This window comes from Shewanella kaireitica (assembly GCF_023284045.1).
GTDB lineage: Bacteria > Pseudomonadota > Gammaproteobacteria > Enterobacterales > Shewanellaceae > Shewanella > Shewanella kaireitica.
Genome location: NZ_JAKIKQ010000015.1, coordinates 22,655 through 39,528, shown reverse-complemented (window position 1 = coordinate 39,528; position 16,874 = coordinate 22,655). Strand labels below are relative to the sequence as shown.

Annotated in this window: 14 protein-coding genes; 7 read left to right on the top strand and 7 right to left on the bottom strand. The window is 43.9% G+C overall.

What is annotated here, in order from left to right; genetic code table 11:
- Positions 1-147: 147 nt before the first annotated feature.
- Positions 148-717, top strand: a complete 570-nt coding sequence (locus tag L2730_RS16520; RefSeq protein ID WP_248975603.1) for a chorismate--pyruvate lyase family protein — start codon at positions 148-150, stop codon at positions 715-717.
- Between the two features lie 55 nt (positions 718-772).
- Here the strand turns inward: L2730_RS16520 and L2730_RS16515 are convergent, their stop codons facing one another.
- The 3 genes from L2730_RS16515 to L2730_RS16505 all read right to left on the bottom strand — a co-directional run bounded on the left by L2730_RS16515 (position 773) and on the right by L2730_RS16505 (position 6,775).
- Positions 773-3,583, bottom strand: coding sequence for an immune inhibitor A domain-containing protein (locus L2730_RS16515; RefSeq protein WP_248975602.1), 2,811 nt, complete (start codon positions 3,581-3,583; stop codon positions 773-775).
- A gap of 299 nt (positions 3,584-3,882) precedes the next feature.
- Positions 3,883-6,048: an MGH1-like glycoside hydrolase domain-containing protein gene (locus L2730_RS16510; protein WP_248975601.1), complete on the bottom strand. Its 2,166-nt coding sequence runs from the start codon at positions 6,046-6,048 to the stop codon at positions 3,883-3,885.
- A 136-nt stretch (positions 6,049-6,184) separates the two neighbouring features.
- On the bottom strand, positions 6,185-6,775 hold the full coding sequence (locus L2730_RS16505; RefSeq protein WP_248975600.1) for a YhgN family NAAT transporter: 591 nt from the start codon (positions 6,773-6,775) through the stop codon (positions 6,185-6,187).
- Positions 6,776-7,005: 230 nt separating this feature from the next.
- On the opposite strand from L2730_RS16505, the gene L2730_RS16500 reads away from it, so the two are divergent.
- Positions 7,006-8,550, top strand: a complete 1,545-nt coding sequence (locus L2730_RS16500) for a metal transporter (RefSeq protein WP_248975599.1) — start codon at positions 7,006-7,008, stop codon at positions 8,548-8,550.
- 311 nt (positions 8,551-8,861) lie between these two features.
- Positions 8,862-9,644, top strand: a complete 783-nt coding sequence (locus L2730_RS16495; RefSeq protein WP_248975598.1) for an NRDE family protein — start codon at positions 8,862-8,864, stop codon at positions 9,642-9,644.
- Here the strand turns inward: L2730_RS16495 and L2730_RS16490 are convergent.
- Entirely contained in the window at positions 9,641-10,063 is a 423-nt protein-coding gene (locus L2730_RS16490) for a YybH family protein (protein ID WP_248975597.1), read from the bottom strand. The two genes, L2730_RS16495 and L2730_RS16490, sit on opposite strands and share 4 nt — an antisense overlap.
- A 139-nt stretch (positions 10,064-10,202) precedes the next feature.
- Between L2730_RS16490 and L2730_RS16485 the strand changes: the two genes are divergently transcribed.
- Both L2730_RS16485 and L2730_RS16480 read left to right on the top strand, forming a co-directional pair.
- On the top strand, positions 10,203-10,754 hold the full coding sequence (locus L2730_RS16485; RefSeq protein WP_248975596.1) for a lysophospholipid acyltransferase family protein: 552 nt from the start codon (positions 10,203-10,205) through the stop codon (positions 10,752-10,754).
- A gap of 82 nt (positions 10,755-10,836) precedes the next feature.
- Positions 10,837-11,457 (top strand): LysE family translocator, encoded by a 621-nt coding sequence (locus L2730_RS16480; RefSeq protein ID WP_020914993.1) that lies wholly within the window; start codon positions 10,837-10,839, stop codon positions 11,455-11,457.
- A gap of 4 nt (positions 11,458-11,461) precedes the next feature.
- Here the strand turns inward: L2730_RS16480 and gltS are convergent, their stop codons facing one another.
- The 3 genes from gltS to hldE form a co-directional block, all read right to left on the bottom strand.
- Positions 11,462-12,685, bottom strand: coding sequence for a sodium/glutamate symporter (gene gltS, locus L2730_RS16475; RefSeq protein ID WP_248975595.1), 1,224 nt, complete (start codon positions 12,683-12,685; stop codon positions 11,462-11,464).
- Positions 12,686-12,838: 153 nt separating this feature from the next.
- Positions 12,839-13,000, bottom strand: coding sequence for a DUF2986 domain-containing protein (locus L2730_RS16470; RefSeq protein WP_248975594.1), 162 nt, complete (start codon positions 12,998-13,000; stop codon positions 12,839-12,841).
- Positions 13,001-13,159: 159 nt separating this feature from the next.
- A complete protein-coding gene (gene hldE / locus L2730_RS16465) occupies positions 13,160-14,593 on the bottom strand; it encodes a bifunctional D-glycero-beta-D-manno-heptose-7-phosphate kinase/D-glycero-beta-D-manno-heptose 1-phosphate adenylyltransferase HldE (protein WP_248975593.1) in 1,434 nt (477 codons plus the stop codon).
- 260 nt (positions 14,594-14,853) lie between these two features.
- Between hldE and L2730_RS16460 the strand changes: the two genes are divergently transcribed.
- Complete coding sequence (locus tag L2730_RS16460) at positions 14,854-15,861, top strand: glycosyltransferase family 9 protein (protein WP_248975592.1); 1,008 nt, start codon at positions 14,854-14,856, stop codon at positions 15,859-15,861.
- Between the two features lie 53 nt (positions 15,862-15,914).
- Positions 15,915-16,868 carry an ADP-glyceromanno-heptose 6-epimerase gene (gene rfaD / locus L2730_RS16455; protein WP_248975591.1) on the top strand — a complete coding sequence of 318 codons (954 nt, stop codon included), beginning with the start codon at positions 15,915-15,917 and terminating at the stop codon, positions 16,866-16,868.
- Positions 16,869-16,874 lie beyond the last annotated feature (6 nt).

The window sequence follows — 16,874 nt, the reverse complement described above, 5'->3', positions numbered from 1 at the left end:
AAATGACTCCGTCGTCAACATAAGATGAGATAGCTTCTCAATCAGTTTTCTTATCAAGTAGTCCCATCAGTTCAAACCAGCAACGGCTATCTGAGTCGGCATTGACATGCTAGACTGCTTCGGTTCTAGCATTGTACCGAGAATTAGATGACTGTGACTAGGTTAAGCTTCCCTTATGGTGAATCAATTAAGTGGATTTCACCAGACAAAATGACCAACTTACCCTCTCCGCCTTTTAAAGACTGGCTATTAAGCAGCAGTAGTTTAACTAAAAAACTGAAAACACAATGCCAAGTGTTTGAGGTGAAAGTGCTTGGTGAAGACACATTATCACCGCTGACTGATGAGTACCCAACTCAACAACAAGTCTGGATTAGGGAAGTATTACTGATACTTGATGGCACACCTTGGATTTTTGCTAGAACCCTTATCCCTGGCCGCTTACTGGAAAAAAAGCAGCAAGATTTTTTGGGCTTAGGCGTCAGACCATTAGGTGAGTTGCTCTATTCAAAGGATGAGTTTACTCCAGGCAAAATTGAAGTCGCACATTTTGAAGCTTGCAGCAAAATAGCCAAACTCGCCGAATCCTTAGATCAAGATGTCAGCAGTGAACTCTGGGGGCGTCGACGTTATTTCGAGCATGCTCAGGAGCAGCTTATTGTGAGTGAGATATTCCTACCCGCAGCTCAGCAAGCCATAACAGCTCTTGGTAAATAGCCACATCTTATCTTGGTCAGCCACTATCACTAACAATAGTGGCTGCCATTACTTTTTATCTTTGCTGACGCCGATAACCGGCAAACACGCTTAAAAGCAATAGCGATAAGATCCCTAAACTACCGCCACCTGAGCTAGAACTACTCTTTTGGATGGTTGTATCCGCAGCAGCGGCAACGTTTATGGCAGCTGTCATAACACCGCTTTGACCTTGTTCATCAGTCACTGTTAGCGTCACGGTATAACTTCCAGCGGTGTAAGTATGTGATGGAGATACAGCGGTGCTTGTTACTCCGTCGCCAAATTGCCATAGATAGCTGAGCTCACCACTTCCACCAGATGATGTATTGTTAAATGTCACCGATAAACCACTCGCTGTAAATGTAAATCCAGCGTCAGGTGCCGCATGCACTGTAACAGTCGTGCTATTGGTGAATTCAGTGCCATTACCATCGGTAACAGTGAGAGTCACTAAATAGCTACCCGCATTGGCATATGTATAGCTGGGCGCGGCTAAAGTACTAGCAGCATTATTTACACCGAAATCCCACGCATATTGATAATTCCCATCCCCGCCACTGACATTGGCAGTAAAGGTTACCTGGCCTCCTTGCTGATTTTGAGAAATAGTCGCACTAAGCTCTCCAGGCGCAACTGCGCTACCTGTATAGGTAAATTTCACCATTGCAGTGCTGCTATCTTCAGCTTGTGCCATCACTTCCATTGAAATACCAAGCTCTGTCAGCACCATTCCTGATTCAGGCTGCAACGGCGCCGAATAATCAGTAGAGTCTTCAAACAGTTTATGGCCTGACAAATGTTCATCTTCAATCGTTCCAGTGCTGTAAAAAGACTGATTAAACAAACTAAATGCTGCGTCACGCACTTGCACTTCAGTATCTAAATTACCAATTAAGTTTTGGTCAGCATCCACCACGCCAATTAAGCTGTAGCCTGCATGTTTGCTAACTTCGTTACTGTTGTAGTCTTCATTTTCAAACCATAGTAATACGCCAGGATCATAACGGCGGCTAATTAGGCCTTTATCCACTCCCTGCTGACTTCGTAACTGCACAATATAACGGCGATCTTTACCTGGACGAGTATCTGTGACACGTAAAAAACCCGCGAATACTGTGTCAGTATTATTTTCAGCACCGTCAAACAACACTTGAGTCTGTGCTTGTTTAATGGTGATATCGTCAATAACTATACCGTAATCACCAACGGCCTGATCGGTCACGTAGTTGATCGAGAGCTGCACTGTGCGACCTGCATATGGACTCAAGTCATATTCTAGCTCTACCCAACTCTCACTCCCCTCTGCCGCCGCGAGTTCACTCGACTTTCCAGTAATAATATTGCGTGCGGAGTTTTGCGGATTACTTGCTTTGGTGTAATTTCCTGCCAGTGCAGTGCCATCAATCATCACCTGAGCATAGTCATAATCAAGCTCTATATTCCAATGCGCTTTCATCAGTAATGTTAATGGTGTTACTGCAGGTAGCTCTACATCAAATGACATTGCATGATTAATCATGTCCCCCTGATCTGAGTAGAACTGATAGTCACCGCGGTAAGGTGGTGTGAATGCTAAAGGCGCAGCTGGAACAGCCATTGAGATCTGGTTGACCTGCTCATGATTAACCGCTTCAACTAGCGCGACATCCAACCCACTTGAATCCAGCGCACTGAGCTGTAGTTTTTGCTCTGAAACCCAGTTACCTTGATATCGCTCCTGTAAATACGAACGCGCATAGGGACTAAACCCGGTAGGCTCAGTACCTCTTATCGCGCCGCCCCAACTACCAGAAGCCATCACAGACCATAATCCCACGGGAGAGCCCTTGCCTTCACCGCTAATATCGTATTCGTCTGGCAACCCAAGATCATGACCAAACTCATGGACACATACACCCAATGCTGCGTCTATGGGTTGAATAGTATAACTACTCAGCATCATGCTGCTTCCTGGGATGGTATAAGGATTAATAGATGAGCGGTGGGACCAAATCGCATCGGCACCTAACATACCACCACCAGTTTCTTCACCGATACTGGAATGGAAAATCATCACATGATCGATTGCGCCATCTGGTTCATCAAAGTTGCCGTTTCCATTAATATCATAGGGATCTTCAATATCATAAGTTGCTAATTCGCTACTACTCATCTGCGAAACGGCTGCAGTTATAGCCTCTTTAACTAAATCAAGCGCGCCGATGTCATTATCAGTACTGTCATTACCGCCGTATGTCGCAGCGTTATTCGCGGCGCGATACCAACCTTTGACATCGCCAGTAAAAAAGAAACTCCCACCTGATTCTGCCTGATAGTATTCATAGCCTGTCATCAGTGTTTGCCCAGACGGTCCAGCGTAACCGTTAGTCGAGAACAACAAATTTTTATAATGCTCCGCGGGATAAGAGCTGTAATACATAGAGGTATCGCTACTACTTAGGCCGTTATCATCATGGGGGAGATCGGGAAAATCAACGAGTACAGCTAATACTTTAACCGTCTTATTCGTAATCGATTGTGCTTGTGGTGCGGCAAAGCTAACCAATTTGTTAGCCTTTTCACCTTTTTTAGCTCGAGAAGCTTCAAACCTTGCTTCTTGAAGAGATATTCTTTTCGGCCCCTTAGAGCGGGCAATAAAGGCTTCAACAGCCTGTGCTTTTTCAGCTTGCGATGCATTTGAAGCCACTTCGCCACGCTTGATCAACCAATAGAGCACTCGCTCTTTATCAACGATATTGGCATCAGCCGTTATGCTATTCAATGGTGCAGCTATGGCGATATTCATGACCAAAAAACTACTAACAAGAAAGCTAATAATGACACTGTTCCGGACTAAAACTTTCATGTTACCTACTCCATCTGTTGCTATTTCCAACTGCCTGTAAAGCACAATAAAGATAAAATTTAACTTTCTATCAATAATCAGACCGCATTGTTGCAAAATAGTTTTCAACTTTATTTATCTATTTATCCCGATAATATGCTAGAAAAGGGCCACGGTATAGAATTGCCGCCCAAATCAAAGCTGAAAATAGTTAATGAATTGCTATACGTTTGTACTATGAAAATGGATTACCTTTATAAGAGTGAGCGGCAACTACGACAGCGAACCTATCGGCAGTCACCTTATAATAAGCTCTCGGCTCAATACTCTTCGGGTTGCTTTAACCAAGTGTCGTAGATCAAAAGCAGTACCGACGCAGACCAACTAAAGTTAGTGCAATGTAAGCCTTTCCCCGTGAGTGGATTATAGTTTTCTCTAATAGGGCTTTGACCGATGATGCCCTCTCCCTCAGTCACTAATTGCAATGCTAATGATTGTGCCTGTTCGTGATAGCCATAGCGTGAAATACCTTGCAAACCAAACAGTGCTTGGTCTAGCCAAACGGGACCTCGCCAGTATTGCGTAGCGGCAAAATTGGGGCTATCAACACTAACAGTTGGGAATGGAATTTTGCTGCCAAACTCATCTGCAGTTAGGTGTCGCTCAACCATGATTTTAGCTTGCGCTTTGGACGCTACACCTGCCCATAAAGGTAACCAGCCTTCGACACCTTTACCTTTGTCGATCATCAGCTCGCTGCCTGTCGCACTATAACGGATATCATAGAAAAAGCCTGACTCAGGGTCATACATCTGCATTTGGATCTGCTTAGCGAGACGCTCAGCCTCAACATCCCACTTTTGGACATCAGCATTTAGGTCAAGTACTTCAGCCATCTGTTGTAAAAAGCGCTTTTCTGCATACAGATATGCGTTCAGGTCAACAGACTCTTGCGATACTGAGTACCCCACTAACTCGCCACCTTGGTGGTTTTGCCAAACCTGTAAGCTAGCATCCGCATCAAATCTCGGCGCATTATCCATGCCAGACTCCCACGCTGCAGCCTCGATAATAGCTTCAACATTTAACGAGCCATCTTCATTAATGTGAGCGGGGTGAAGATTCGCGCCATACTCAGCTAAACCATTGTCATTATTATCACGATTGCGATACCACCATTGATGGTAAGCAACCAGTTTTGGGTACATAATTTTAACGAACTCAATATCATCATCTTGTAGATAAATCTGCCATACCGCCCAGGCAGCTAATGGAGGCTTACCATTGCGCTCGTTCCAGTTGCCGCCTTCGCCATCTCGCTGTGGATCTTTATTATAGAAAATGGCATCGGGAAGGTTACCAGCATCTTGAGGTCGCACTTCATCTTGGTCGGTAAATTGATAATCAAACATCGCCAGTACGTTCGATTTGGCCAGTTCTGGCTCAAATCTAGCGACAGCTACGGCTTGCTTCCAGGTATCCCACGCCCATACGCCGTTAAACCATTTATAGGTAATTGAGGGCGTTATGCCATCATGCAGCAGCGCGCCTGCTGGACTGCGCCAATTATGTATGATGGTTTGCATGCTCTTAACTGCAAGTTGACGAGCGATTTTATCGCCACCATCAATGAGCTTATCCATTCTGCTTTGCCAACGACGTTTATTGTCCGCAAGCTGTTGTTCAATCAAGCTCCAATCTGGAGCGCCATGAACTTTTGCCTCTTGGGCAGTATGAAAGTAACGTTGTGCACTTTTAAATAGGTGAGATTTTTTGGCTGCTATCGTTACCGGTTCTGCGATAGCTAGGTATCCTGACTGAGCATTAATTCTTATTGACATGTCACGGTCAAACCACAATTGATACTGCGCGTCAGCCAACTGCATACGCCAGGTTTGCATCACAGGCTTGAAAAGCCAATTCACATGATTATCAGTTGATTCAACCTCAGCGATAAGTGATTGCTGTGGCTGTTCGGGGTGGCTAGCAAAGGGCTGACCTCGCCAGACTAGCTGCCACTGTTGCTCCCGATTTGAAAGGTTGGTCAGCTCAGTCATCACTGTGGCGGTGCGTTCATCGCTATAACTGAGCCTCAAACTGACTTTTTTATCAGACCAGATATAGGTTTGCACTAACCCATCAGGCTGACTGTGAATATCGATACTCGCCGCACTATCAAATGAGATAAATTCATCAGTGGTCACATTGATTAGCTGTAAACGCTGCAGGCTATCACTAAGGTGCAAGCTATACTCTTGGGCAATGAATAGCGGTCCGGTGAAGCTGCCGTAATATTCAGCATTGTTAGGTAGATGAAAGCCGTGCCAAGCACCTTGATCAACATATACAGAACCAATACTGAGATTTTTCTTATTATCTCTTTGCTCCATCGAAGTTGGCACACCTTGATAGGGCAGCAAATTTTGATAATCAGTGGAATCAATTGAAGTCAGGCTAACAGCACAAAGAAACAGACAAGTAAGCATAATTATTGTTATTTTTGAATATTATATTCAGAGTATTACAGTCTAATAATTGTTCTGCAACATTTGTATCTTTGGTAAGTTTGATGGGAAGTGATTGAAATGGTCTATGGCCGCATCAATCACTCAGGTTTAGCCGTTACAGTGCTTTCATATAGCTTGCCACGCCATCTAAGAACATCTGCACTGAAATCATCACCAACACCATCCCCATTAAGCGCTCTACTGCTGTTAACCCTTTCTCACCTAAAACTTTAGTAAAGACTTTATAAAACAGCAAAATAATAGCGCTTAATCCCCATGCGGCAAGCAGAGCGACTGTCCAGTCCATCATACGAGTACCGTCTGTGTGAGCCAGTAAAATAAGTGCTGCAAGAACCGACGGGCCCGCCATTAATGGGATCGCCATCGGCACAATAAAAGGTTCTTCTCCAGCAGCTAGGCCAACAACGCCTCCGGGTTGTGGGAAAATCATCCGTATCGCGATTAAAAACAGGATAATACCGCCTGCAATACTCACAGATTCAGAACGCAAATTGAGAAAATTTAAAATCGCTTCACCTGCAAACAGAAATAACAGCATGATGACTAGCGCAAATAGCAGTTCGCGGATCAAAACCCGACGACGTTTTTTAGGTTCTATATGGCGTAATATGGAGGCAAATATCGGCAAGTTGCCTAATGGGTCCATGATTAGAAACAGCATAACGGCTGCAGAGAAAGTATCCATAGATTAAAGGACGCCTAGTTACTGAATTAGGAGAGTAGTCTATTATGTTTTACGACAAAGCTAACAAAAAGTTATAAAATATTTGCACTTGCTGCGGATCCACTCACAATTAACATGAATTTCTCATCGAGAATATATCAATGTAAATTCAACTTATCGCTCTGCCAATTAACCTGAACACTGGTATACTATGGCGCTTTTTCGCTCTCGCGGTTTGAAATGGAATCTCCATGCTGTATCTCTTAGCTAGCTGTATCGCACTACTATTAGGGCCCTTATTTTACCGATTTTTTTCATCGGGAACTGGGCTACAGAAAGGCCTAGACGGATTTATATTCGTTTCTTTGGGTGGATTAGTGCTGATCCATATTTTACCTGAGTTACTCGAGCACGGTGGTTTTCTTGCGATTGTATTTGTGGTCATTGGGATCTGGGGCCCCACCCTAAGTGAGCGCTTATTTCATCGCTATTCAGAAGTTACCCACAATCTAACCCTTATTCTTGGCATTGGCGGCTTACTGCTACACACCATTACTGATGGTGGAGCCATGATTTTAGCCCAACAAGACGGAAACTCACCATTACTTGCGCTGGGCATTATCTTGCACCGATTACCCGTCGGCGTCGCTATCTGGTGGTTATTAAAACCACAAGTCGGCAGCCGCTGGGCCATGGTCGTTTTAGCTGGAATGATGTTATTAACTGGAGTCGGTTACTTTGCCGGTGAGCAACTGCTTTCTCACTTAAGCCTTGAAAATACTGTTTATTTACAAGCCTTTGTTACAGGTTCAATCTTACATGTTGTATTGCATCAGCCCCATGGACAGCCCAATACTGATACGCAAGGTAAGTTTGAATATCAAGCAGGGATCGGCAGCTTGCTCGGTATAGGTTTACTATTTTTGCTGTTAATGATGGACTCTGGCGGCCATGATCATCACCACAGTCATAGTCATTCAACTGAACACCTATTAGATTGGATGCTTACCATTGCACCAATCTTGTTGCTCAGCTATGCCGTTGCGAGCCTTCGATTTCACTTTGGATTATCGCCTCAAAATGAGTCGCTTGGACAACGCTGGTTGCAGCGATTATTAGGTCCGGAAGCCATCATAATTACAGGCCTGTTGCTCGGACCTATTTTTGCATTGTTCCAAGCAGTTGCCGTGCTATTGATAGGTGCACTACTGACTATGAGTAAAGTAGAGCCTACCGACCCACATGACTCAGTGCCCAACTCAGCTATACGTTTTGGCTTTGCTCATCTCGTCGACCGTAGCGCGCCTTGGATTGTATTAAGCCTCATTTTAGCTAATCTAATTGGTCACCCTGCAGTGCCTTTATCTAGCCCTATAGTTCAAGTTGCAGTGTTGCTTTTAGTCTTTTTACCTATGCGCTTTTGCAACCTTGGCGCTGCCGTGCTGTCACTCTCACTAGCCTATAGCGGCTGGACAACAACTGCTGTAATGCTGCCTTTGATTGCAGCTCCCATTATTAATTTTGCGCAGTTAAAGCTAATGGACTGGCCACAAAGAGCGATACTTTTATTGCTGCTATTGGCACTCTTAGCTGTTATCGAGTGGATTCATCCGCAATGGCAAGCACTTGGGCACTTACCCAACCTGCTTAACACGGTAAGCCTTTGGGTTGTTGCCATTCTGTTTGCTGCCAGCCTACTGCGCCTAGGACCACGTAAGTTCATGAGCCGCCTAATGCTACACAAAGCCAAACCACATGCTCATGAACACTCTCATGATCATAGCCATCACCATTAAATTAAATACCCGTGCTACTTGAAGATGCTCGTTTCAGAGGCATTGTGCCAGTTCAACTCTAGGTGCATTGATGTAGAAATGGTTATTCCCTTCTAAGTAAGTGCAACAACGAAGTGGGTTGGCACATAGCCTTCGTTGATGGGTTTTAATGGCTACTCAAAGACATAGAGTAGCCATTTACCTATCAGCCTCAACATTGAGCGAGTTCGCTCATATAAACGCCTTCACGACCACTAAACAGCTAATCGCTTAATAGCTTTTCCTACTAATGAGTATTAGTCTGTATTTATCACTCTATCTGAAGTTGGCTTATGTGCATTCTATTTGTCGCTTTAAAAGCACACGCTGAATATCCACTCATTATTTGCGCTAATCGAGATGAGTTTCATCATCGCCCTACTGAGGCAGCTCATTTTTGGAGTGATAATAACCAACTCCTTGCAGGCAAAGATCTTGAAGCGGGCGGAACTTGGCTTGGTGTCAACCAACAAGGTGCAGTAGCGGGGCTCACCAACATTCGCGACCCTGAACTGATTCAGTCTGATATGAAAAGTCGCGGCGAACTAGCCATAAAAGCGCTATCTAGCGGCGGATTAGATGAAGCATGGTTGCAGCGATATAGTCCCTTCTATAACCCATTCAACTTGCTCTTTGGTGATGAAAAAGCGCTTTACTGTTTCGATAGTCGACTAAAACGCTACTCGCAATTAAGCCCGGGGTTTCATTCCATCAGCAATGGCGCCCTTGATGATATTTGGCCAAAGATGGCGCGAGGGAGTCAAGCAATCGAATCCCATATCACAGCAAACAAGGAACCAAATGTCGAAGACTTGCTGGCAATAATGACCGATGGTACGCAAGCACCCGATGATGAGCTACCGCAGACAGGAGTTAGTTTAGAATGGGAGCGGCACTTATCCTCAATCTACATACAACACCAAGAATACGGCACCCGCTCAACCACAATAATAATGAAAGATAAGCACGGAAAAGTGCACTTTTCAGAAGTGCGTTATGACGGTAAGGGCAGAAATCTCGGTCGTGATGACTTTACCATTCAACCACAGAATATAACGACTGGGCACTTAACCTAATCGGAAGTATGGTCGTGGGTTATCACCCAACGATCATCTATCTTCTCCACTAACAAAGTGAATACGCCACTTGGATTGTCTTTCGCACGCTCAAGAGACCACCGTCCAACCACTATTGCTGCGTAGTTACTGAGCATCTTAGTCTCTTTAATGGTGAATGTTAGATGGCCTAAAGTCGCCTTGTCTGGGTAATGCTTTTTGTAGGCTGCCAGTGTTTCTTCCCAGCCATAACGGAACTTACCATTAGAGACAAAACGCATCTGCTCATTATTCCAATACCCTTGCATATAAGCATCAAGATCGCCGCGGTTCCACGCCGCTTCTTGCTGCTCCAGTATGCTTGCAATATCATCGGTCGGTACTGCATTTACACTGAATGCTACACACAACAGTAAAATGCTAATTCCTTTTTTAAACATGCCTCTCTCCACACTCAGGTGATTGGGTGTACTATACCCAATTACACATCTAAGATCTTGTTACCAATTATGCAGGCTCATTGGTAAAAGTCACAGAAAACAATAATACTTATAAAAATAGCTAGGCGGTTTTGATCTTATGTTTCAATCATTTTGCAAAGGTTTGCTAAAAGTCAGTGGCTGGAAAATAGCTGGCACACTGCCAACCGATCATCAATATGTTGCTATCGTCGGTCCACACACCAGTAACTGGGATTTCATCATTGGTGTTATAGCGCGTGGTGCGCTAGGCGCAAAAATTAACTTTTTAGGTAAGCATCAACTTTTCATTGCGCCATGGGGCTGGTTCTTCCGTGCTATCGGCGGCACGCCAGTAGACAGATCTAAAAATAACAATCTAGTAGACGCTGTCGTTGATCTATTTAAATCTAACTCTCACTTTAGCTTAGCACTTGCACCAGAGGGCACTCGCAGTCCAGTCACTCGCTGGAAAACAGGATTTTACCATATCGCCAGCAAAGCTCAGGTACCGATCATCACAGTTGGGCTCGATTTTGCGAATAAAACAGTCGTTATCCCTGAAGGGATGCAGACCACAGATGATATCCAGCAAGACATGGAGCATATCATTGGGTTTTATCGCTCTATTAAAGGCCGCCACCCCAAAGTCATTCCCGACTTTAAAAGTTGATAGCAATCTGTATGAGCTTAATTGCTTAAAGCAAAATAGCCCGTTATAGTGCAGCCAGTTTTCAGACATTGTATAAAATATTATGAGCATTGATACTTGGCTGCTGTACCTTTTCGCCATTCTACTAATTGCCATCTCCCCAGGCACTATGGCTGTTCTGTCGATGGGCCATGGTATCCATTACGGTAAAAGCCGCAGTGTAGCGACCGCTTTTGGTAGCGTTACATCGGCACTGATCCTAATGATGGCATCAGCTGCAGGCTTAGGTGCCCTGTTGAATGCTACTGAATATGGATTTACCATATTGAAATGGTGTGGCGGAGCCTATTTGTTATTTCTTGGCGTTAAGTTACTGCTGACTAAAGCGGATGGACAAGGATTAAAGCTAGAGCGAACTAAGGGAACAGGTCAGCCTTATCAACTGTTTAAACAAGCTTTTTTAGTGGGGATTAGCAATCCTAAAGATCTTCTATTTTTTGCAGCTCTGTTTCCACAGTTCATCGATATCACAGCTCCACAAGGCCCACAATTAGCTATTCTTGCAATCACCTGGGCTGTAGTCGATTTTAGTTTTGTGATGATTTATGCCTGCATGGCAAATGTGCTCGCACCAACGCTAAAATCGAGTAACAAACTGCATTGGTTTGATCGCACTAGCGGCGGAGTGTTTATCACTCTCGCCGCCATATTACTAATCCGTTAACCCGCTATAATATAAAGCCGATATAACCTTGCAGTACTATCAGGTTAACGATATCGATAAAGAACGCGCCGACTATTGGTACCACCATAAAGGCTTGTGGTGAAGGACCATTTCGAGAAACCAGCGCCCCCATATTCATCACAGCAGTGGGGGTTGCCCCCATACCAAAACCACAATGACCTCCCGCTATAACCGCGGCGTCATAATTTGAACCCATCAACTTGAATGTTACGAAGTATGCAAAAAAGCCAAGTACTGCTGTTTGCACCAACAGAATAATCAACAGCGGTATAGCGAGATCAAAAATTTCCCACAGTTTCAAACTCATCAACGCCATCGCTAGAAACAGTGATAAAGACACAGTACCTAGTATATCGACACATTCACTATTGGTCTTATAACCTCTGGTCAATTCGGTCAGGTTGGTAATCACTACCCCAAGAAATAGTGCGTAAACAAAGTCTGGCATTTTCATCCAGCTAATATTAAATACCGACACCAGATGCTCAATCCAGCGCGCACCAGCCACACAAAGCAGCAGAATAAATAGCGTTTCCATGACGCTTTTTGCGGTCACTCGATCTTCTTCTAATTGGTCATAGGTCACCAGATCGGGGTGATCTTTATGATGATTACCACCAATACCATAAGATGACTCAAGCTTATGTTTATCAATAAGTCTTTGCGCCACCGGGCCGCCTATTATGCCGCCCATGACTAAACCAAATGTTGCCGCTGCCATCGCAAACTCTAACGTACTCATGCCGTAGTTTTCAGCAAAGGTCTGCGACCATGCAGCGCCTGTACCATGGCCACCAGATAGCGTAATAGAGCCAGCTACCAGCCCCATTAAGGGTTCTAGCCCCAAAGCCGTCGCTAAACTTACACCAACAGCATTTTGAATAATAATGTAAACGGAAGCGATAGCAAGGAATATAAACACCTTCTTGCCGCCTTTGGCTAACAGTTTATAGCTTGCGGCCAAACCTACCGTACTAAAAAACATTAGCATTAAGGTATTTTGCATCGGCAAAGAAAACTTAAGGGTAATATTCTGAAAATGTAGCAAAGTGGTGATCGCTGCGACCACTAACCCGCCTATGATAGGCTCTGGGATATTGTACTTTTTAAAGAAGCCAACATGACGATTTACGCTATGCCCAATAAATAGCACAAGAATCGCCACTAAAAATGATTCCAGCTCTCCGATTGAATATACGGTATTCATAACACTCCTATCCGTTACTTCGGCTTTAGCTAACAACGCTAAAGCAAAAATTAGCCGGCTATTTTGTCATATCTATTAGGGCAATTAATATTAGCTGCGTCCGAATTATGGTTATCCATTGTAATAAAGTTACCGAATCGTACAACAATTAGCCTACTCGGTAACTATTGATGCGTGCTCTTGCGCTGCTAACGTTGCTAAACGCTCTCTTTCCGCTTTAGAAACGTACTTAGGCTTATTAGCAGTATTGAGTTTCGCATTGGCTTTTTTGACTTTGCTCAAATGTTTTTTAGTGATTTTTTTAGTGCGGTTCATAGATTTATACTTTTGAGAGGTGAGCCAGTTAAAGATTATAGTTTATAGACAGCTACCACGAGGGAGAGTGGTAAGCTAATTGACCAAAAAATCAATCTAATTTAAAGAGCTCGCTGCCATGCAATAAGACAAAACAGCAAGCCCTCTAACTATATTAAGCTATTGGTTAGCCATGATATTTTCAATTATTTTAGTCGTCGAGATACCATCTTCAAAACACAATACCTTAACTAAACCACCAGCGGCGATGACTTCTTTGCCACCAGCAATATCTTCAATTTTGTAGTCGCCACCCTTAACGAGTAAGTCAGGCAGTAAACGAGCAATCACTCGTTGCGGCGTGTCTTCACTAAATGGAAGTACCCAATCCACAGATGCAAGACCCGCTAACACGGCCATTCTGCGACCTACAGGGTTTACCGGGCGACCATCTCCCTTTAAGCGCCTGACAGACTCGTCATCATTAACCGCAACAATTAACCTGTCGCCTTGTGCTTGTGCTTCTTGCAAGTAGCTCACATGACCAGCATGTAAAATATCAAAGCAGCCATTGGTCATCACCACGCGCTCACCGCGTAACCGAGTTTGCTCAAGTGCGTACATGAGCTGATCTTCAGTCACAACCCCAAAGCCTGTTTCACTATGATGAGTATCAGACAATGATTCGATAAGCTCAATGCGGCTCACAGTCGAAGTACCGAGTTTAGCAACCACAATACCTGCTGCTGTGTTAGCGATTGCACACGCTTCAGCCATAGTACTTCCAGCGGCCAATGAAGTTGCCAGTGCAGAAATAACCGTATCCCCAGCGCCAGTTACATCATGTACTTCTCGAGCAACGGTAGGAATATGAAGCTCTTTATTTTCAGCCGTAATCAACGTCATTCCCTGCTCAGAACGAGTGACTAACAGCGCTTCTAAATCAAACTCTTCAAGTAATTTATGCGCTTTTTCAACCAAATCAGCTTCGCTGGTTACAGCTCCTGCAACTAACTCAAATTCATGCAGGTTTGGGGTAAGCAGTGTTGCGCCTCGATATTTTGAAAAATCACTCCCCTTTGGATCGACTAACACTTTGACCCCTTGAGACTTCGCTTGCTGAATAAAAGCTAGCGGCTCGATCAAAGCGCCTTTGGCATAATCAGATAAAATAACCACATCTACATCTGCTAAAGAATTTGCGGCGCTGTCCAACAACGCTTGGCTATCTGCTTGCTGGTAAGGTTCTTCGAAATCTAGACGAATGAGTTGTTGGCTACGCGACATCACCCGCAATTTAGTAATCGTCGGTTTATCTGCAACCACGTGCCATTTAGGCTCAACACCCAAAGCTTGAATGCCGGTAGTTAATGCTGCTGCGGTTTCGTCTTCACCAACAATACCCGCTAAAGAGACTTGGCCACCCAAGGTTGCAATATTCAGTGCTACGTTTGCCGCTCCACCAGGGCGATCTTCTAATTGGTTAATGCGCACAACAGGCACTGGCGCTTCTGGCGAAATACGTCCAGTCGGACCGGTCCAATAGCGGTCAAGCATCACATCACCGACCACAAGAACTTTAGCTTTTTCAAATGCTGGCAGAGAATCTTTCATAACACTCATTACTTTTACAAAATATTAGTTTGTAATTGTACCTAATTTTAGTTCGAGCTGTTACTTTATCTACGTAACTTTCTAGCTAGGGCACTTTTACTTTTGTGGTTTAGCTACACAAAACATCATCCCAAACAGCCCTCTTACAACTAAAACTGATATAATTGACGGTTAAAGTCAGATTAATTTGACCCAAAAGCCATCTGTGTTAAAAATACTGAATACCGCAGAACTAGTTAACCCAATAGTGCGAAATGATAATGAAGAGAATCCTAGTTTTTAGACATGATAAAATTGGTGACTTTGTACTGCTTTGGCCTGCCTTGAGTTTACTCAAAAACGCTATGCCAGATACCAGCATTGAAGTGTTTGTAACGCCAATACTTAAGAGTTTTGCGCTCGCTTGCCCTTATGTTGATCATGTTATTGTCGATAGTGGTGACGATTTAGCAATACGTAAAGAGATCGACGCGCGTCAGTACGATGCTGCATTGGTTTCTAATTCTCAATTCCGTATATATAAAATCATTCGTAATCTAAATATTCCTTATGTGCTAGCGCCTAAACATAACTGGTATCAATACTTTTATAAAAACCGCACTGATGCACAATACAAGGTTGGTGAAGGTTGCTGGCGTGGCGGCTGCATGTTAATTGAAGCCTTTTTAACTGCGCATAATATGGCTATCCCTGCACTCCCCAAAAGGTATTGGGACGTCACAGCAGAACGTGAACATTGGCAACAATATTACGGTAAACAAAATGATGAAAAGTTGATTTTTGTTCATCCAGGTACCGGAGGGTCCTCAGGTAGTTTGCCGACAAAAGACTTTATTAAGCTCATCACCCAAGTTGATCAGTCAACCCAGCATAAATGCAGGTTTGTGCTAACGTTTAGCGGTGAAGAGGCAAGTTTAGCAAAAGCTATATTTGATGAGGTTAGTAAGCAGGGCGTCAATATTACTCTTGCCAATCCATTAAAAGATCTGACCGATTTTGCCAAATCTATAGTTGCCGCAGATATGTTTATGGCCGGTTCGACTGGCCCTTTGCATATTGCAGGGCTGCATAACGTGCCAACTGTCGGCTTTTATGCAGGCAGAAAATCTCAACCCAAAGTGCGCTGGCAGACGTTGAGCGAACAACATAAACGCTTAGCATTTACACCACCAGAGAGTAAACGAACCGGTCGCGACATGAGCTTAGTTGATATTGATTATACAGCTAAAACCATCGCAGAATTTTTAAATACTTACTACACAAAGTAAGTGTGTCCTTTTAAGGTATTGTGAACAATACCGCCCGGAAAGTGGAAATAAATATGATAGTAGTCACAGGTGCAGCAGGATTTATCGGCAGCAATTTAGTTAAAGCCCTTAACGATATGGGGCGTAATGACATTATTGCCGTGGATGATTTAACCGACGGTACAAAAATGTTCAATCTAGCGGATTGTGAGATCGCTGATTATCTGGATAAAGATCAATTTCTTGAGCAGATAATAGCAGGTAAATTCGACGGCAAGATTGAAGTTATTTTCCATCAAGGGGCATGCTCATCCACTACCGAGTGGGATGGCAAATTCATGATGAACAATAACTATGAATACTCAAAAACACTGCTGCAGTTCTGTGATAGAACAAAATGCCAGTATATCTACGCTAGCTCAGCTTCAGTCTATGGCGGTAGCGAGAAGTTTATCGAGCAAAGAGATTTAGAAAAGCCACTTAATGTTTACGCTTACTCTAAATTCTTGTTTGACCAATATGTGCGTCAACAAAAACCAAACTGCCAAGTTGCCGGCCTCAGGTATTTCAATGTCTACGGCCCAAGAGAGCAGCACAAAGGCGGCATGGCAAGTGTAGCTTTCCATTTCAATAACCAGCTCAATGCTAACGGGATCTGCCGTTTATTTGAGGGGGTTGATGGTTATGAAAATGGTCAACAACTACGTGATTTTGTATACGTGGAAGATGTTGTCAAAGTTAATCTATGGTTATGGCAAAATCCTGAGGTTTCAGGCATTTTCAACTGCGGTACTGGCCAAGCACAGAGTTTCAATGATGTTGCAAACGCTGTTATTGCCCACCACGGCAAAGGCGCCGTCGAGTACATTCCATTCCCAGATAAACTAAAGGGTGCATATCAAAGCTACACCCAAGCAGATCTCACAAAGTTACGAGCTGCAGGTTACACCGCCGAGTTTAAGACTGTTGAGCAAGCTGTACCAGAGTATTTATCTTGGTTAGCGACGCAACACTTTATTGGTGAGTAGCCCTTT